The sequence below is a fragment of the Bacillus sp. AFS015802 genome (assembly GCF_002561455.1).
Classification (GTDB): Bacteria; Bacillota; Bacilli; order Bacillales; family Bacillaceae_B; genus Rossellomorea.
This window is the reverse complement of the sequence record NZ_NTUP01000059.1, coordinates 47,703-64,569: the sequence shown is the minus strand read 5'-3', so window position 1 is coordinate 64,569 and position 16,867 is coordinate 47,703. Positions and strand designations below refer to the sequence as shown.

The following is a 16,867-nucleotide window of genomic DNA, read 5'->3' as shown; positions in this document are numbered from 1 at the left end:
ACCTTACCGATGAAATGTCCAAATTGTCAGAGCAAAGATATCGGAAAGATCGGCATCAACCAATACTATTGTTGGGGCTGCTATATAGAGCTTTCCTTGTCTAAGGGAGTCATTCATACCTACCAGGTGGAAGAGGATGGATCACTCAGCTCCTTAGATGACTTGTTTGATGAGGAAGAACGCCGACTAAGCTAGGAAGAGGTGTCTTTCTTGAATAAAACATTTGCATCCATCGTTGGTTTTGGAGCAGGAATCGCGGCTTCCATCTATTCTCAAAGATCCAATATGATGAGTCAAAAACAGATGAAACGAATCCGTAAACAAGTAAAGAAACTTTTTTAACAGCAGAGAGGGACTGGCTCATTTTTTGGGTCAGTCTTTTTTGATGGTGCAGAAACTAAATCTCCCCCTGGTCCACATGAAAATGCATATTATGAATAAAACCACCTCCATTGTTCGAACAATAGATAAGAGGATAAGGAGGTGTTCATGCAGATGGAGAAGAGACCCTATACAAAATGGATATACAAACTTTCAATGGCCCTCATTTTTGCATTATTCCTATATGTTCTCTATTTATTAAAGCCTGTATGGCATCCTGTATTAGAGGTCTTATTCTTTTCCCTGCTTCCTTTCTTTATAGGGGGATTCATTGCGTATCTTCTTCATCCGGTTGTAGAGAAACTGCATGAAGCCGGCATTCACAGGGGCATCGCGATCCTGCTCATCTATCTTCTGTTCTTCGGGGGATTGGGTTATGGGATCTATAAAGGGACCCCTGCCATCATTCATCAGCTGAAGGATTTATCGGAGAATGCCCCTGTTTTCACGGAGCAGTATCAGGGCTGGCTGAAGGTCATTCAAAGTGAGACCTCCACCTGGCCGGACGGGATCCAATCACAGCTGGAAGAAAGGATCGACGGCCTGGAAGCTTGGGTGACGGGGCTTGTGGCTCTGGTGCTGGCAACCGTCATGAAGTTCATGAACAGTCTGCTCCTCGTGGCCATCATCCCCTTCGTCTCCTTCTACCTTTTAAAAGATATCACAAAGGTAAAAGCATTCATGTGGCAGCTCACCCCCAAAAAATGGAGGCAGAGTGCCATCTCGTTCGCAAGGGACGTGGATGAATCACTCGGAGGATATATCCGGGGGCAGCTCTTGGTCTGTTTGATCATCGGCGGCTTTTCAGCCGTTACGCTATGGTTGATCGGCATGAAATATCCCTTGATCCTTGGCATGATCATCGGTGTGACAAATGTAATTCCGTATTTCGGCCCCATCATCGGCGCTGTGCCCGCCGTCATTGTGGCAAGTACGATTTCAATCGATATGGTGATTTATGTCGTCATCATGGTGGTGGTCCTGCAGTTCCTGGAGGGGAACATCTTATCTCCCCTCATCGTCGGCAAGAGTCTGCATATGCATCCACTTTTCATCATGGGGGCACTGATCCTCGGCGGCGAAGTGGGTGGTGTGATCGGAATGATCGTGGCAGTGCCCTTTCTTGCGGTCCTGAAGGTGGCCATCTTACACGGGCGCACCCATTTTCTATATACGAGAAACAATGATGAACCGAAAAATGGGAATGATCATTGACAAATACCCTGAATCTTTCTATAATCCAACATATACAAGTATTCGCATAACATGAAAGCTATGAAGGACCCGAGTACGTTATAGTCCATCTTCCAGAGAGAGATCCCCCAGGCTGCAAGGGATTTCAGATGAAGGATAACCGAATGCTAATCCCGAGTGCAGGTAAAGCCTGCCGTTTAGCCGCGTTAAGGTGTTTTGAGGGATGGATGAACCGTAAGACGTTCATTCATAACCAGGGTGGTACCGCGAGAAACAGCTCTCGTCCCTGTTTTAGGGATGAGGGCTTTTTTGTATTCTTTTTTAACCATACATATAAAGGAGGAAGCTTCACATGAACAAATTAACAGGCGCAGAAATTCGTCAGAAGTTTTTAGATTTCTTTCAGGAAAAGGGACACGGTGTAGAACCGAGTGCATCACTCGTTCCACATGAAGATCCGTCCCTACTATGGATCAACAGCGGGGTAGCGACATTGAAGAAATATTTCGATGGACGTGTGATCCCTCATAATCCGAGAATCGTGAATGCCCAAAAATCGATTCGTACGAATGACATCGAGAATGTTGGGAAAACAGCGCGTCATCATACGTTTTTCGAAATGCTTGGGAACTTCTCGATCGGGGACTACTTTAAAGTGGAAGCCATCGAATGGGCATGGGAATTCTTGACGGATGCCAAATGGGTTGGCTTCGATCCGGAGAAGCTTTCGGTCACCATTCACCCGGAGGATCATGAAGCATTCGATATCTGGAATAAAAAAGTGGGGGTACCTGCTGAACGCATCATCCGCATTGAAGGGAACTTCTGGGATATCGGGGAAGGCCCGAGTGGTCCAAATACAGAGATCTTCTACGATCGCGGGCCAGAATATGGAGACAATCCGGAAGATCCCGAATTATATCCGGGTGGGGAAAATGATCGTTATCTGGAAGTATGGAATCTTGTGTTCTCACAATTCAACCATAATCCTGACGGGACGTACACTCCGCTTCCTAAGAAGAATATCGATACAGGTATGGGCCTTGAACGGATGGCATGCGTCGTCCAGGAAGTACCGACAAACTTCGATACGGACCTTTTCATGCCGATCATCTCAGCAACGGAAGAAATCTCAGGTAAATCATATGGTAAGGGCCTTAAAGAAACTGATGTTGCCTTTAAAGTGATTGCCGACCATATCAGAACCGTTTCATTTGCCATTGGCGACGGAGCCCTTCCATCCAATGAAGGTCGCGGGTATGTATTAAGAAGACTGCTTCGACGTGCCGTACGATTTGCCAAGCAAATTGAAATCAACCGCCCGTTCATGTATGAATTGGTTCCGGTCGTATCTGAAATCATGGTTGACTTCTACCCAGAGGTGAAACATAAAGCAGAATTCATTCAAAAAGTAATCAAAAATGAAGAAGACCGTTTCCATGAAACGTTGAATGAGGGACTTTCCATTCTTTCATCCATCATCAAGGTTCAAAAGTCTGCGGGAAGCAATGTGATTCCTGGAGAAGATGTCTTCCGTCTGTATGACACGTACGGCTTCCCGGTTGAATTAACGGAAGAGTACGCTGAAGAAGAAGGATTGAGCGTCGATCACGCCGGCTTTGAAAGAGAGATGGAAGGTCAGCGGGAAAGAGCGAGATCTGCACGCCAGGATGTAGGAAGCATGCAGGTGCAAGGTGGAATCCTGAGTGATATTACAGTGGAAAGCCGTTTTGTTGGATATGAAACGCTGGAAAGCACAGCTACGGTCCTTGAATTATTGGTTGATAACGAACGTCAGCCGAAAGTCGATAAAGGACAGGAATGCCAATTCATCCTTGATGAGACTCCTTTCTATGCGGAAAGCGGCGGACAAATCGGGGATAAAGGGTATATCGAAGCCGAAGGCGTAAGAGTATTCGTAACCAATGTGAAGAAAGCACCGAATGGGCAAAATCTTCATACGGCAATCGTAGAAGAAGGGACTTTGAATCAACATGCAGAAGTGCTTGCAAAAGTTTCCCGTGAATCACGTACCAAAGTGGAGAAAAACCATACGGCGACGCATATCCTTCATCAAGCATTAAAAGATGTCCTAGGTGATCATGTGAACCAGGCGGGTTCTTTAGTAGAACCGGATCGCCTGCGCTTTGACTTCTCTCATTTCGGTTCCGTCTCACAGGATGAGATCGAACAGATTGAAACCATCGTCAATGAGAAGGTCTGGAAAGCGATGTCCGTGAACACGGCGCTTAAATCACTATCCGAAGCTAAAGCGATGGGAGCCATGGCCCTGTTCGGGGAAAAATACGGATCGGAAGTCCGCGTCGTCTCAATCGGCGATTACAGCCTGGAGCTTTGCGGGGGCTGTCACGTGTCGAATACATCCGAGATCGGATTATTCAAGATCCTGTCTGAAAGCGGGATCGGCGCAGGTACAAGAAGGATCGAAGCCGTTACAGCAGAAAATGCGTATAAAGTATTGAACGATCAGGTTTCTCAACTGAAAGAGGTTGCAGCTAAACTGAAATCGAATCCTAAAGAAGTCGTCCATCGTGTCGATTCGTTAATGGCTGAAATGAAAGAGCTTCAACGTGAAAATGAATCATTAGCTGCAAAGTTGTCTAACATAGAAGCAGGCAGCTTATCGGATCAAGTGAAGGTCATTGATGGTGTGAACGTTCTTTCTGCGAAGGTTGCAGCCGGAGACAGCAATGGACTGCGCACGATGATGGATGATCTTAAACAGAAGCTTGGATCCGGGGTCATTGTACTGGCAACAACTGGAGATGACAAAGTCACCATCATTGCAGGAGTTACGAAGGATTTAGTCGAAAAAGGATATCATGCAGGAAAACTGGTGAAAGAAGTCGCTTCACGCTGCGGTGGAGGCGGCGGCGGCCGTCCGGACATGGCACAGGCTGGAGGGAAAAACCCTGAAAAAGTGGAAGAAGCGCTTCAATTTGTAGAAGAATGGGTCAAATCCGTTTAACTCCGTGTGAAAGTGGTGTACAATGTAGGTAACGATTAACAATTCGGTTGTCAAAAAGACAAGCCTGAAGAGAGGTGCTAAAAATGAGTTCTTTTGACAAAACGATGCGGTTTGATTTTTCGGAGGAGCCGTTCGAACATGATGTGAAAGAAGTGCTTTTACAGGTTCATGATGCCCTGCAGGAAAAAGGGTACAATCCGATCAATCAAATCGTGGGATACTTATTATCTGGAGATCCGGCTTACATTCCCAGACATCAGGATGCCAGAAATATCATCCGCCGTTTAGAACGTGATGAAATCATCGAAGAATTAGTCAAATCGTATTTGAAACAGCACAAAGAGGGATAATAGATGCGTGTAATGGGTTTAGACGTCGGCTCTAAAACAGTCGGAGTCGCAATCAGCGACGAGCTTGGCTGGACAGCTCAAGGAATTGAAACGATTAAGATCGACGAAGATCAAGGTGTGTTCCGGATGGATCGAATCAAGGAACTTGCCGAAGAATACCAGGTGGATACCGTTGTGGTGGGATTGCCTAAAAACATGAATAACACGATCGGTCCACGTGGGGAAGCGTCTAAAGCTTATGGAGAATTGATTCAACAGGAGTTATCCCTCCCCATTAAATATTGGGATGAAAGACTGAGCACGATGGCTGCTGAGAGAGTGCTTTTAGAAGCCGATGTAAGCAGGAAGAAACGTAAGAAAGTGATCGACAAAATGGCTGCGATGATGATCCTTCAAGGATATCTTGACAGTCAAAAATAATGAGGTGAATGTTCATGGAACACGGAGAAAAACAAATTACAGTAGTAGACGAACAAGGAAATGAGCAATTATGCGAGGTCCTTTTCACATTTGAATCAGATAAATTCAATAAATCATATGTCCTTTACTATCCACTGGGAGCAGATGAGAACGACGAAGAAGAAATCGAAATTCATGCATCTGCATTCATGCCTGGTGACGAAGGTCAGGAAGGCGAATTGAAGCCGATTGAAACAGAAGAAGAGTGGGACATGATCGAAGAAATGTTAAACACTTTCCTTGACGAAGAAGAAGACGCTGAATAAGCAGTCGTCATAGAATATATGAAACAGGGACCGCAAAAAGGGACAAAAAATTCACCCTTTTTGCAGGTCCCTGTTTCTCTTTGTGCAAAATATTGTATAATAGTGAAGATGATGTCGAATTACGCATAACGGATAGCCCGCTTTTTTGCTCGAAAGGGGGAAATGAAAGATTTGGAAGAAAAGAAAAAGATAAAAGAGACACTTATGAAAAAATTGCTGGAAAGACAAGAGGAGGCAAAGGTCATTAGAAAAATAGTAGGTCTTGTCATTCTTTGTCTTGTCATTATCATTGGGGGAACGGCGATCGGTGGTTACCTGTATGTGAATTCCGCCCTGAAACCGGTCGATCCGGATGATACGAAACCGGTGAAAGTGGAAATACCGATAGGGTCCGGGGTGACGAGTATCGGAAAGATCCTGGAAGACAAAGGGATCGTCAAGAATTCAACGATCTTTAAATATTATGTGAAATTCAACAATGAAGCAGGATTCCAGGCAGGTTCTTATGATCTGACGCCTTCCATGACAATGAATGAAATTGTCAACAGTTTAAAGACGGGAAAGGTCATGAGAAAAGCAGAGTTTAAGATTACCATTCCAGAGGGGCTGCAATTAGATCAGATTGCAGAAATCATTGCAGAAAAGTCCCCGTATAAAAAAGATGAGATTGAAAGCAAATTGAACGATAAGAAATGGCTCGAGCAATTAAAAGAGGAATATCCGGAACTGATCACAGATGAAATCCTGAACAAAGATATAAAACGTCCGTTGGAAGGGTATCTGTATCCTGCCACGTACCCTTTTTATGAAAAGAAACCTTCTTTAGACACGATTTTAAAGAAGATGATCGCACAGACGAATGAAGTATTGGCTCAATACCAGGAAGCCATGGCAGCAAACGATTATACTCCTCACGAGCTTCTCACCCTTTCTTCCCTAATCGAGGAAGAAGCGACGGAAAAAGCGGATAGAGGGAAAATCTCAAGTGTGTTCTATAATCGGATGGAAGAAGGGATGCCCCTTCAGACCGATCCGACGGTCCTATATGCATTAGGAAAGCATAAAGCGAAAACCGTCTACAAAGATCTGGAAGTGGACTCCCCTTATAACACGTACCAAGTGAAGGGATTGCCGCCGGGTCCGATTGCGAATGCGGGCGTATCATCGATCGAAGCGGCCCTGCAGCCAGAGGATACCGAGTATTATTATTTCCTTGCTGCTTCCAACGGTTCGGTCTATTACTCTGAGACACTGGAAGAACATAACGAGAAAAAAGCGAAATACATTACCAACAAAGAAGAATAGCGCGCGTCGAGAAGAGGAAAGAAATATTCGCTTTCCTCTTCTCTATGTGGTAAAATAGTACAAGTTATTTTTATAGACGGGCGTTATCTTTATGAAGATGTGTGTGAAGTGGAAAGCTCATTGTGGCTTTCTTCTTTTCATGTTGTCTTCAGAAAGGATCATTGCCCGGAATCACTTATGACAATGATCGTGAGGCTTATATATGAACGAACAGGTAATTCACTATATAGAATCAATCGTGAGGGAACGCAACCCCTTACTTAGTGAGATGGAGGAGTATGCAGAAGCCCAAAACGTTCCCATCATGGAACTTGTAGGGATTGAAGCACTCCTTGGGATGTTAAGGATCCAACAACCAAAACGCATCCTGGAAGTAGGGACGGCCATCGGTTATTCGGCTCTCAGGATGGCGGAGGCCCTGCCCGGCTCCACCATCGTGACCCTCGAACGGGATGAAGAGCGATTTGAGGCAGCCACCACATTTTTATCCCGTACGGAGGATGGTAAGAGAGTCGTCCCTTTATTCGGGGATGCCCTTGAACTCGGTGAGGAAGTGGCAAAGCACGGTCCTTTTGATGCCATTTTCATCGATGCGGCCAAGGGACAATACCTTAAATTCTTTGAACTTTACTCTGAAATGCTGTCGGAGGAAGGGGTCGTCTACTCGGACAATGTCCTGTTCAAGGGACTTGTCGCTCAAGAAGAAGTAGAGCAGAAAAGAATCCGGAACATGGTCAAGAAACTACGGAATTATAATGAATGGCTCATGAAACATGAGCATTTTCATACGAGTATTTTACCCGTTGGAGACGGAATTGCCATCAGTAAAAAAAGAGGTGAGCGCTCATGAAAAAACCAGAACTACTCGTCACTCCAGTCTCTGTTTCCGATATCGAACCCCTGGCACTGGCAGGGGCAGATGCGTTCATGATCGGTGAACAAAGATACGGCTTAAGGCTTGCCGGTGAGTTTTCAAGAGAAGATGTGACAGAAGCCATCAAGCTTGCTCACAAACACGGGAAGAAAGTGTATGTGGCCATGAACGCTCTTTTCCATAATGATAAAATTTCTGAGCTTGATGAATATATTGCCTTTCTTAATGATTCCCGCGCTGATGCCATCGTGTTTGGTGATCCGGCGGTATTGATGGCTGCCCGTGATGCGGCTCCAGGTATGAAACTTCACTGGAATACCGAAACCACGGCAACCAATTGGTATACATGCAATTACTGGGGCAGAAAAGGGGCGAAGCGCGCCGTTCTGGCCCGTGAATTAAGCATGGATGCGATCGTTGAGATGAAAGAGAATGCAGAGGTTGAAATCGAGGTTCAGGTGCATGGTATGACATGCATGTTCCAGTCCAAACGGTCTTTGCTGGGAAATTATTTTGAATATAGAGGCAAGGCGATGGAGATTGAAAACCGTCAAGAACAACGTAACATGTTCCTGCATGATGAGGAACGACATAACAAATATCCGATCTTTGAAGATGAGAATGGGACCCATATCATGAGTCCGAATGATATGTGCATCGTCGATGAATTGGGTGAGATGATAGAAGCAGGCATCGATTCATTCAAAATCGACGGGGTACAGAAATCATCAGACTATATACTTGAAGTGACGAAGTTATATCGGAAAGCCATTGATCTATATGTAGAAGACGAAGATCAATATGAGGAGAAGAAAGATGACTTCCTGGAAGAGGCGAAGAAGCTGCAGCCGGAAAATCGGCCGCTGGATACGGGATTCTTCTTTAAAGAAACGGTGTATTAATCAATGAAATGATGTTTGATCAGAACGGAGGAGTTACGATGACCACGGTTGTGAAAACCCCTATATCCCAGATGGTAGATGGAAAGCGTGTCATTGTGAAGAAACCTGAGCTACTGGCACCTGCCGGTAATCTGGAAAAATTGAAGATTGCCGTCCATTATGGGGCAGATGCCGTCTATATCGGCGGACAGGAATACGGATTGCGTTCAAATGCCGGTAACTTCACCCTGGAAGATATGAAAGAGGGCGTTGAGTTTGCGAAGAAATATGGTGCAAAGATTTATGTAACCACGAACATCTACGCCCATAATGAGAATATGGATGGGCTAGAGGAATACTTGCGCGGGCTTCAGGAAGCGGGAGTCGCGGGTATCATCGTGGCAGATCCCCTCATCATTGAGACCTGCAGGAGGGTCGCTCCGGATGTTGAGGTGCATTTAAGTACCCAGCAGTCCTTGTCCAACTGGAAGGCCGTCCAATTCTGGAAAGAAGAAGGCCTGGATCGTGTCGTGTTGGCCCGTGAAGCAAGCGGCGACGAAATCCGTGAAATGAAAGAAAAAGTGGATATTGAAATCGAAACCTTTATTCATGGGGCGATGTGCATTGCCTACTCAGGACGCTGTACATTAAGTAACCATATGACGGCCCGCGACTCGAATCGGGGCGGTTGCTGTCAATCATGCCGCTGGGATTATGATTTGTATGAAAGCGACGGAGAGAATGAACATCCCCTTTTCGAAAGCGGCGAAGCCCCTTTTGCCATGAGTCCGAAAGACCTTAAGCTCGTCGAGTCCATCCCGAGGATGATTGAACTCGGGATCGACAGCTTGAAGATTGAGGGACGCATGAAGTCCATTCACTATGTAGCCACTGTCGTTAGCGTGTACCGCAAAGTGATCGATGAATATTGTAAGGATCCCGACAACTTCAAGATTCAAAAGGAGTGGCTGGACGAACTGGAGAAATGCGCGAATCGTGACACTGCCCCTGCTTTTTTTGAAGGGGTACCGGGATTCAAGGAGCAGATGTTCGGTGTCCATAACAAGAAAAATACAAATTATGAATTTGTCGGTCTTGTATTGGATTACGATGAAGAAACCCAAATGGTCACCTTGCAGCAACGGAACCATTTTAAGACGGGGCAGGAAGTGGAATTCTTCGGTCCTGAAATTTCGAACTTCACCCAAGTGGTAGAAAAGATGTGGGATGAGCGCGGAAATGAGCTTGACGTGGCCCGTCACCCGTTACAAATTGTGAAATTCAACGTTCATCAGCGAGTATATCCTGATAACATGATGCGAAAGGAGAACACCTAATACTTATGAAGCATAAACCCGTTGTGATCGGTGTAGCAGGAGGATCCGGCTCTGGGAAGACGAGTGTCACCAAAGCCATATATGAGCAATTTCAGGGTCATTCGATATTAATGCTGCAGCAGGATTATTATTATAAAGATCAATCGAATCTACCTTTTGAGGAACGTCTGAAAACGAATTATGATCATCCATTAGCCTTTGATAATGATCTGTTGATTCAGCATCTGCACGGTCTTTTAGATCATCAGCCCGTCAATAAGCCGGTGTATGATTATAAAATGCACACCCGTTCGGATGATACGATTCTCGTTGAACCGAAAGATGTGATTATTTTAGAAGGAATTTTAGTATTAGAAGATGAAAGATTGCGTAACTTAATGGATATTAAGCTATATGTAGATACAGACGCCGATCTTCGCATCATCAGAAGAATGCTTCGGGATATTAAAGAGCGCGGCCGTTCCATCGATTCCGTGATCGATCAGTACATTACAGTCGTCCGTCCCATGCATAATCAATTCATCGAACCGACGAAGCGATATGCCGACGTCATCATCCCTGAAGGCGGTCATAATCACGTGGCAATCGATTTAATGGTAACAAAAATTCAAACAATTCTTGAACAAAAGTCATTTTTGTAATACGATAGCATAGATAAAGACATATAGGCGAGTTGTACCATTTTCCCACATTGTAAAGAAGCAGGGAATGGAGAGAGAAGCGATTCTCCCTCCATTCCCTCCCTTTACATACGCAGCACATTTACATAAAGAGCATGGGGAAGCTCTTGGATAGAAAAGGAGTGAAGAGGGTCATGAGTACAGAAAAAGTATTTCCTATGACAGCAGAAGGTAAAGAAAAGTTAGAAAAAGAATTGGAGAATTTGAAAACGGTTAAACGTAAAGAAGTCGTTGAGCGCATCAAGATCGCCCGCAGCTTCGGGGATTTATCCGAGAACTCGGAGTACGACGCAGCAAAAGATGAACAAGCATTCGTCGAAGGTCGTATTTCCACATTAGAAAACATGATTCGCAATGCGAAAATCATCCAAGAAGATGATATGAATTCAGATACAGTACAATTAGGTAAAAAAGTGACATTCGTGGAACTGCCTGACGGCGACAAAGAAACATACACCATCGTCGGCAGTGCGGAAGCGGATCCATTTGAAGGAAAGATTTCAAATGATTCACCTATCGCGAAAAGCCTCCTTGGACACAAAGTGGGCGCTGAAGTGAACGTTCAGACTCCAGGCGGGGAAATGAGCGTCAAAATTGTAGAAGTAAGCTGATCACCCTGGAAGGGGCTCAAAATCGAGCCCCTTCTTTTTTTGTGCCTATAACAGATTAATTCGTATGAAACTCGTCAACAATGGGGACGAGGTGACAAAATGAAACGGAAACGAATCAGGCTGTTCAGCGTCTTCTTATTACTTGCTCTTCTTGCCCTTTCAGGGAGATTGATGCAGCTGCAATTATTTCAAACTGAATCCTATTCAAAACACAAAATCAATCTTCTTGAAGAAAGCGTCGCTCAACGGACGCAAGCACTGGTGATCGATGAAGGCCGGGGGGAGTTTCTTGACCGGAACGGGGAGCCCCTTACGTTTACAGAGAAAAACGTCCTTGTCCTCTTTCCGTTCCTCAAACAAATGGAGTGGCCGGTGGAAAAAGTGGCAGATATCCTTCATGTTCCCCCGCAAACGATCCAAACCAAGGTGGAGGAAGCAAAAGGGCCAATCATCTTCGGCGGGAAAGAACCCTTAAGGCTTTCGGAAGAACAGATGAAGGAAATCAATTCCCTTGAAATACAGGGCGTGTTCGCTCTTGCCAAAAAGTTCAAAAGCGGCGAGGTGCCAGCCTCACAGCTAATCGGGGTGACGGGGGAAAATACAGAAATATTCCACGAGCGCTACCCTGACAGAGTAAAGGGGGCCAATCAGAAAATCGGGGTCTCCGGCCTGCAGGAGAGCTTTGATGAGTGGCTGGTCGCTGAAGAGGAAGCAAGACTGATCTATCATGTCGATGCAAGAGGGGGCCCGTTATTCGGTGTAGATGTAAAATACCTCGCCCCTGCCAATCCCTTTTACCCCCTCAATGTAAAAACGACCATCGATGCCAGGATGCAGCAGGCACTTGAGGGAGTTGCCGATACGTATAACATTCAAAAGGGGGGATTACTGCTCCTTGATATTGAAAAAAGCGAAATTGTCGCAAGTGTGTCAAGACCTGTCATGAAAAGCCGTGACCCATTCAGTGGAGGCGCAACCAATTATATGCTGAAAGCGCTGATCCCTGGTTCTGTGTTTAAGACCGTCGTTGCGGCAGCAGCATTGGATGAGGGGATCGTGGATGAACGCAGGCTTTTCCCGTGTGATGAAGACATCCGCGGGGAAGCGGCCGAAAAGCCACACGGAAACATCAATATCAAGACGAGTATCGCTGTCAGCTGTAACCGGACATTTGCGGATTTAGCGAAAGAGCTGACGGAGAAGGATGATCACCTCCTGGATGAGTATGCCGGGAAGATCGGACTGATCGGTGACATTGCCTGGAAAGGGAACGTCTATCATTATGAAAACTTTCCACAGCTTAATGTGAGTGAAGGAAGGATCTTCGCATCCGACGAAGAGAGGAAAGATCCGAACTACGTTTCCCAAACGGGGATCGGACAGAGGGAAGTGCGCGTCACCCCGCTCGGAATCGCCAATATGATGGCGACCATCGCCAGAGGGGGAGAGAAATTCCAGGTGAGTGCCGTATCTTCCGTACAATATCAAAATGGGACGAATATGTTTACCTTCCCTAAACAGAAGATCGAAGGAGAAACAATCACACCATTCACGGCCATGAAGCTTCAGCAGTACCTGAGGGGCGTGGTGAACTCACCTGAAGGAACGGCACCCTATCTGCAAAACGCTGCTTATGCCATCGCTGGAAAAACCGGCACCGCACAGACAGGAAATTACCGGGGCGAAAGAGTGAAGGCAAACGAATTGTATAATAAATGGTTTGCAGGCTACTTTCCCTTTGAAAACCCCAAATACGCCCTGGTTGCCGTCAACATGGATGTGAAAATCGATGAGGGGGGGATCTACCCGATCTTCAAAGACAGCGTCGATGCCATCTATCATCTGGAAAACTAAAACTGTTGTGTCCAATGGTCCTGCGACCTTTTTCCCTTTATGGATGGGTTGGATCATGTTTCGCTTTATTCTTTTCCTCTTATCATGTTAAAATGTTTAGGATAATAGGGAGGGAACAATATGGCGAAATACCAATCTCGATTAGATAAACGATCCAAAAAGAATACAAATAAAATTTTAAACATAATGATTGCAGTCGTACTTCTTCTGATTGTCGTTGTCGGAGGCACCATCGTATTCGGCGGCGGGGGAGACGAAAAGGCGACGACTGACGCTCCGAAGAATTCAGAAACAAAAGATGCCGGCAGCGATAAAGATGCAAACAAAGAAGACAAATCCGTTTCCATGGATGATAAGGACGATTCAGGGGAAAAAACGGATCAAGACGATAAAGCCGATGAAAAGAAAAAAGAAGACGAACAAAAGAAAAAAGAGGATGAACAAAAACAAGACGAATCCGCTGATGAAAACAAGGAAAGTGTCGCTTTAGACGGTGAAGACGATAGTAAGATGAAAGTCGAGGAAAGTGACGAAACCAATGTGGAGAAAAACATGGTGCACCCTGACTGGAAGCCTATCGGTACCGAGCAAACAGGTGAACACGTTTCTTCCTATGAACAAGGCTCTGTCGACTGGCAGGAAAAAATCAAGGCGATCTCTTATGCCACAGGCATCCCGGAATCCAACATGACCGTTTGGTGGGTAGAAGGGAATGGCGGTCCCCAGAAGTCGATGGCGACCGTGACGGCCAAAGATACAAAGACGCCTTACAGAGTGTATTTGCAGTGGATCGACGGCAAAGGATGGCAGCCGACGAAAGTCCAGGAACTAAAGGAAAATGATAAAGACTGATTCATGTAAAAAGGCCCTTNNAAGGGCCTTTTTACATGAATTATTTCTTCACTTTAAAATGAACCATGGCACTGTACAATCGTCTGCCGTTCTCATCGATGGAGACAGCATGATCGACATGGTGCACACTCAGCATGATCGCTTTATTATGCTGGATTTGTTCGTCCACCTTCTTCTCCAGGGTACGCAAGCTGTCTGCCTCAAAAAATTCCACTTTATCTTCTATTAAATCAAATGAAATATTCATGGAAACCTCCTTCTTATGCATGTTCTTAATAGGGTTATCCACTTTATTTTAGAGTCCCTTTCCCCTTTTTACAAATAATATTTGTTGAATAAGTCAGGAGAATATGATAATTTAATAACAGTTTTAAATTTAATTCATAGTATGTTTATAGGAATTATAAACTTAATGTGGCTGAGGTGCTTAACCATGGGTAGAGAATTTTTGGATCTGTTCGAGGAATGGGCAGATTCTTATGATGATACAGTGACAGGGAAAGATCTGGAATATCAAGCAGTATTCGAACACTATGAATCCATTCTGGACGAAGTGGTCTCCCGTTCGAGGGGAAGGGTCGTCGAGTTTGGACCCGGTACGGGAAATCTTACGAAGAAATTACTTGATGCAGGGCTTGAGGTCATCCCTTTTGAACCTTCTCCCGAAATGAGAGCGGTCGGAATGCAAAAGCTGGGTGAGCGTGTCACGTTCAGAGACGGAGACTTCCTCGACTTTTCCTTTGAAGGAAAAGTCGATTCCATTGTGAGTTCATATGCATTTCATCATTTAACCGACAAAGAAAAGGGAAAAGCTTTCGGCATCTATGGAAAGCTCCTAGTACAAGGTGGTAAAATAGTATTTGCTGATACGATGTTCGAAACAGAGCAGCACTATCAAGCCGCCATATCCCAGGCAATCAAGAAGGAGTTCTATAACCTTGCTGAAGATCTTAAACGGGAATATTACACCACTCTCGATGTACTTGAGAATTTATTAGTGAAGAAGGGGTTTTCGGTCCGTTTTCAGCAAGTGAATGCGTTTGTGTGGATCATGGAGGCGACTAAACAGTAGAAAGAGGTATTAACGAATGAAAATCGCCATCATCGGAGCAATGGAAGAAGAAGTAGCCCTACTTAGAGAGAATATTTCAAACCCAACGGTGGAAACGATCGCAGGGTGTGAATATACAAGCGGTACTATGAGTGGTAAAGAAGTGATTTTACTTCGTTCAGGAATCGGGAAAGTGAATGCAGCGATGTCGACTGCGGTCCTATTGCAGCACTTCAAGCCGGATTGCATCATCAACACGGGGTCAGCAGGAGGATTCGATCCTTCTCTAAATGTTGGGGATGTCGTCATTTCTACTGAAGTAAGACATCATGATGTGGATGTAACGGCTTTTGGATATGAATATGGTCAGGTTCCACAGCTTCCGGCAGCGTTTGAGGCTGATGAGAAATTGAAGCAAACGGCCATCGACAGCGTGAAGGAGCTTGGAGACGCACAGGTGGTATCCGGCTTGATTGCCACCGGAGATTCATTCATGAATGATCCTGTGCGGGTGGATGCGATCCGGGATAAATTCACGGATCTGCAGGCAGTGGAAATGGAAGCGGCAGCCATTGCACAGGTGGCCCATCAATTCCATGTACCATTTGTCATCATCCGTTCCCTTTCGGATATTGCCGGTAAGGAATCAGATGTTTCCTTTGATCAATATCTGGAAAAAGCTGCACTGCATTCGGCCAAAATGGTCATGAATATCGTTAAATCTGTTTAATACAACGAATATAAGCTGACCCAGGCGCCTTCTTCTCTAGACCAGTGATACATGTTTGGTTTCCTATCACACTTTAGAGAATCGATTGGTAAATGGGTCAGTTTTTTGTTTGAAGGGGGATTGAATGCATGGACGTGTATAAAAGTGTACATGACCTGATAGGAAATACACCGATTGTCGAACTGACACATTTCCCGCTTAAGAACGGCGTCCGCCTTTTTGCCAAGCTTGAATTCTTCAACCCCGGAGGCAGCGTGAAGGATCGGCTGGGACTTGAGCTATTGAAGGATGCCGTTGAGAGCGGCAAGATAGAGCCCGGGGGTACCTTCATCGAGCCGACGGCAGGCAATACGGGGATCGGGCTGGCTTTGGCCGCGGTGAACTCCGGGTATAAAGTGATGTTCTGTATCCCGGAAAAATTCAGCATGGAAAAACAGGAGCTGATGAAAGCCCTGGGAGCGGAAATCGTCCACACCCCTACGGAAGAAGGGATGAAGGGAGCCATCGCGAAGGCTGCACAATTGGTGAGTGAAATCCCTAACTCCTATTCACCGCAGCAATTCGGAAATGAGGCCAACCCGAAAACGTATTACAAAACGTTGGGACCTGAACTCTGGAGACAGATGGACGGTCAGATTCATACCTTCGTCGCCGGTGCAGGAACAGGCGGAACCTTCATGGGGACTGCCCGTTATCTTAAGGAAATGAAGAGCACGTTGAAAACGGTGATTGTCGAACCTGAAGGATCCATTCTTAACGGGGGGGAGTCGGGACCACATAAAACGGAAGGGATCGGCATGGAGTTTCTCCCGGATTATATGGATCATGAGTTTTTTAACAGCATCCATACCGTTACGGATGAGGATGCGTTCAGGAGAGTAAAAGAACTTGCAGCATGGGAAGGGTTGCTGGTGGGAAGTTCTTCCGGGGCAGCCCTGCACGCAGCGCTTATAGAAGCGGAACAAGCCAAACCGGGAAGCCATATCGTCACGATCTTCCCTGATTCAAGCGAACGATATTTAAGTAAGAAAATATACCAAGGAGGAATCTAAT

Annotated in this window: 19 protein-coding genes and 1 other annotated feature; of the genes, 18 read left to right on the top strand and 1 reads right to left on the bottom strand. The window is 45.5% G+C overall.

Going from position 1 to position 16,867, the window contains the following annotated elements; all coding sequences use genetic code 11:
* The first annotated feature begins 9 nt into the window (after nucleotides 1-9).
* From CN378_RS15065 to CN378_RS14995, 15 genes are all read left to right on the top strand, one after another.
* Nucleotides 10-195, top strand: a complete 186-nt coding sequence (locus CN378_RS15065) for a hypothetical protein (protein ID WP_098353197.1) — start codon at nucleotides 10-12, stop codon at nucleotides 193-195.
* A gap of 15 nt (nucleotides 196-210) precedes the next feature.
* Nucleotides 211-342: a YrzQ family protein gene (locus tag CN378_RS15060; RefSeq protein WP_179884939.1), complete on the top strand. Its 132-nt coding sequence runs from the start codon at nucleotides 211-213 to the stop codon at nucleotides 340-342.
* Between the two features lie 153 nt (nucleotides 343-495).
* Nucleotides 496-1,596 carry an AI-2E family transporter gene (locus CN378_RS15055; protein WP_098353346.1) on the top strand — a complete coding sequence of 367 codons (1,101 nt, stop codon included), beginning with the start codon at nucleotides 496-498 and terminating at the stop codon, nucleotides 1,594-1,596.
* 51 nt (nucleotides 1,597-1,647) lie between these two features.
* Nucleotides 1,648-1,866: a binding site (T-box leader), on the top strand.
* A 61-nt stretch (nucleotides 1,867-1,927) separates the two neighbouring features.
* Entirely contained in the window at nucleotides 1,928-4,564 is a 2,637-nt protein-coding gene (gene alaS / locus CN378_RS15050) for an alanine--tRNA ligase (RefSeq protein ID WP_098353193.1), read from the top strand.
* Nucleotides 4,565-4,647: 83 nt separating this feature from the next.
* On the top strand, nucleotides 4,648-4,914 hold the full coding sequence (locus CN378_RS15045; protein ID WP_034757362.1) for an IreB family regulatory phosphoprotein: 267 nt from the start codon (nucleotides 4,648-4,650) through the stop codon (nucleotides 4,912-4,914).
* A 3-nt stretch (nucleotides 4,915-4,917) separates the two neighbouring features.
* On the top strand, nucleotides 4,918-5,334 hold the full coding sequence (gene ruvX / locus CN378_RS15040; protein WP_098353191.1) for a Holliday junction resolvase RuvX: 417 nt from the start codon (nucleotides 4,918-4,920) through the stop codon (nucleotides 5,332-5,334).
* 14 nt (nucleotides 5,335-5,348) lie between these two features.
* Nucleotides 5,349-5,639 carry a DUF1292 domain-containing protein gene (locus CN378_RS15035; protein WP_034757367.1) on the top strand — a complete coding sequence of 97 codons (291 nt, stop codon included), beginning with the start codon at nucleotides 5,349-5,351 and terminating at the stop codon, nucleotides 5,637-5,639.
* 204 nt (nucleotides 5,640-5,843) lie between these two features.
* The gene (gene mltG, locus CN378_RS15030) at nucleotides 5,844-6,944 is read left to right on the top strand and encodes an endolytic transglycosylase MltG (protein ID WP_483295090.1); all 1,101 of its coding nucleotides are present in this window, start codon (nucleotides 5,844-5,846) and stop codon (nucleotides 6,942-6,944) included.
* Nucleotides 6,945-7,146: 202 nt separating this feature from the next.
* Nucleotides 7,147-7,794: an O-methyltransferase gene (locus tag CN378_RS15025; RefSeq protein ID WP_098353187.1), complete on the top strand. Its 648-nt coding sequence runs from the start codon at nucleotides 7,147-7,149 to the stop codon at nucleotides 7,792-7,794.
* Nucleotides 7,791-8,720 carry a peptidase U32 family protein gene (locus CN378_RS15020; RefSeq protein ID WP_098353185.1) on the top strand — a complete coding sequence of 310 codons (930 nt, stop codon included), beginning with the start codon at nucleotides 7,791-7,793 and terminating at the stop codon, nucleotides 8,718-8,720. Before CN378_RS15025 ends, CN378_RS15020 begins: the two co-directional genes overlap by 4 nt.
* A 38-nt stretch (nucleotides 8,721-8,758) precedes the next feature.
* Nucleotides 8,759-10,036 carry a peptidase U32 family protein gene (locus tag CN378_RS15015; protein WP_098353183.1) on the top strand — a complete coding sequence of 426 codons (1,278 nt, stop codon included), beginning with the start codon at nucleotides 8,759-8,761 and terminating at the stop codon, nucleotides 10,034-10,036.
* Between the two features lie 5 nt (nucleotides 10,037-10,041).
* Complete coding sequence (gene udk, locus CN378_RS15010; RefSeq protein ID WP_044339568.1) at nucleotides 10,042-10,677, top strand: uridine kinase; 636 nt, start codon at nucleotides 10,042-10,044, stop codon at nucleotides 10,675-10,677.
* Nucleotides 10,678-10,850: 173 nt separating this feature from the next.
* Nucleotides 10,851-11,327, top strand: a complete 477-nt coding sequence (gene greA / locus CN378_RS15005) for a transcription elongation factor GreA (protein WP_034760526.1) — start codon at nucleotides 10,851-10,853, stop codon at nucleotides 11,325-11,327.
* Between the two features lie 99 nt (nucleotides 11,328-11,426).
* On the top strand, nucleotides 11,427-13,181 hold the full coding sequence (locus tag CN378_RS15000; RefSeq protein ID WP_098353181.1) for a peptidoglycan D,D-transpeptidase FtsI family protein: 1,755 nt from the start codon (nucleotides 11,427-11,429) through the stop codon (nucleotides 13,179-13,181).
* A gap of 120 nt (nucleotides 13,182-13,301) precedes the next feature.
* The gene (locus CN378_RS14995; protein WP_098353179.1) at nucleotides 13,302-14,033 is read left to right on the top strand and encodes a YrrS family protein; all 732 of its coding nucleotides are present in this window, start codon (nucleotides 13,302-13,304) and stop codon (nucleotides 14,031-14,033) included.
* A gap of 40 nt (nucleotides 14,034-14,073) precedes the next feature.
* Here the strand turns inward: CN378_RS14995 and CN378_RS14990 are convergent, their stop codons facing one another.
* Nucleotides 14,074-14,280, bottom strand: a complete 207-nt coding sequence (locus tag CN378_RS14990) for a DUF2536 family protein (RefSeq protein ID WP_098353178.1) — start codon at nucleotides 14,278-14,280, stop codon at nucleotides 14,074-14,076.
* A gap of 186 nt (nucleotides 14,281-14,466) precedes the next feature.
* Here CN378_RS14990 and CN378_RS14985 point away from each other — a divergent pair, with 186 nt between their 5' ends.
* The 3 genes from CN378_RS14985 (at nucleotide 14,467) to CN378_RS14975 (ending at nucleotide 16,866) form a co-directional block, all read left to right on the top strand.
* A complete protein-coding gene (locus tag CN378_RS14985) occupies nucleotides 14,467-15,105 on the top strand; it encodes a class I SAM-dependent DNA methyltransferase (RefSeq protein WP_098353176.1) in 639 nt (212 codons plus the stop codon).
* 16 nt (nucleotides 15,106-15,121) lie between these two features.
* The gene (gene mtnN / locus CN378_RS14980) at nucleotides 15,122-15,814 is read left to right on the top strand and encodes a 5'-methylthioadenosine/S-adenosylhomocysteine nucleosidase (protein WP_098353174.1); all 693 of its coding nucleotides are present in this window, start codon (nucleotides 15,122-15,124) and stop codon (nucleotides 15,812-15,814) included.
* A 128-nt stretch (nucleotides 15,815-15,942) separates the two neighbouring features.
* Entirely contained in the window at nucleotides 15,943-16,866 is a 924-nt protein-coding gene (locus CN378_RS14975; RefSeq protein WP_098353173.1) for a PLP-dependent cysteine synthase family protein, read from the top strand.
* Nucleotide 16,867: the final 1 nt, after the last annotated feature.

Coding starts and splice junctions, on each gene's coding strand:
- CN378_RS15065 (WP_098353197.1), top strand. CDS start 10: ATGAAATGTCCAAATTGTCAGAGCAAAGATATCGGAAAGATCGGCATC.
- CN378_RS15055 (WP_098353346.1), top strand. CDS start 496: ATGGAGAAGAGACCCTATACAAAATGGATATACAAACTTTCAATGGCC.
- alaS (WP_098353193.1), top strand. CDS start 1,928: ATGAACAAATTAACAGGCGCAGAAATTCGTCAGAAGTTTTTAGATTTC.
- CN378_RS15045 (WP_034757362.1), top strand. CDS start 4,648: ATGAGTTCTTTTGACAAAACGATGCGGTTTGATTTTTCGGAGGAGCCG.
- ruvX (WP_098353191.1), top strand. CDS start 4,918: ATGCGTGTAATGGGTTTAGACGTCGGCTCTAAAACAGTCGGAGTCGCA.
- CN378_RS15035 (WP_034757367.1), top strand. CDS start 5,349: ATGGAACACGGAGAAAAACAAATTACAGTAGTAGACGAACAAGGAAAT.
- mltG (WP_483295090.1), top strand. CDS start 5,844: ATGAAAAAATTGCTGGAAAGACAAGAGGAGGCAAAGGTCATTAGAAAA.
- CN378_RS15025 (WP_098353187.1), top strand. CDS start 7,147: ATGAACGAACAGGTAATTCACTATATAGAATCAATCGTGAGGGAACGC.
- CN378_RS15020 (WP_098353185.1), top strand. CDS start 7,791: ATGAAAAAACCAGAACTACTCGTCACTCCAGTCTCTGTTTCCGATATC.
- CN378_RS15015 (WP_098353183.1), top strand. CDS start 8,759: ATGACCACGGTTGTGAAAACCCCTATATCCCAGATGGTAGATGGAAAG.
- udk (WP_044339568.1), top strand. CDS start 10,042: ATGAAGCATAAACCCGTTGTGATCGGTGTAGCAGGAGGATCCGGCTCT.
- greA (WP_034760526.1), top strand. CDS start 10,851: ATGAGTACAGAAAAAGTATTTCCTATGACAGCAGAAGGTAAAGAAAAG.
- CN378_RS15000 (WP_098353181.1), top strand. CDS start 11,427: ATGAAACGGAAACGAATCAGGCTGTTCAGCGTCTTCTTATTACTTGCT.
- CN378_RS14995 (WP_098353179.1), top strand. CDS start 13,302: ATGGCGAAATACCAATCTCGATTAGATAAACGATCCAAAAAGAATACA.
- CN378_RS14990 (WP_098353178.1), bottom strand. CDS start 14,280: ATGAATATTTCATTTGATTTAATAGAAGATAAAGTGGAATTTTTTGAG.
- CN378_RS14985 (WP_098353176.1), top strand. CDS start 14,467: ATGGGTAGAGAATTTTTGGATCTGTTCGAGGAATGGGCAGATTCTTAT.
- mtnN (WP_098353174.1), top strand. CDS start 15,122: ATGAAAATCGCCATCATCGGAGCAATGGAAGAAGAAGTAGCCCTACTT.
- CN378_RS14975 (WP_098353173.1), top strand. CDS start 15,943: ATGGACGTGTATAAAAGTGTACATGACCTGATAGGAAATACACCGATT.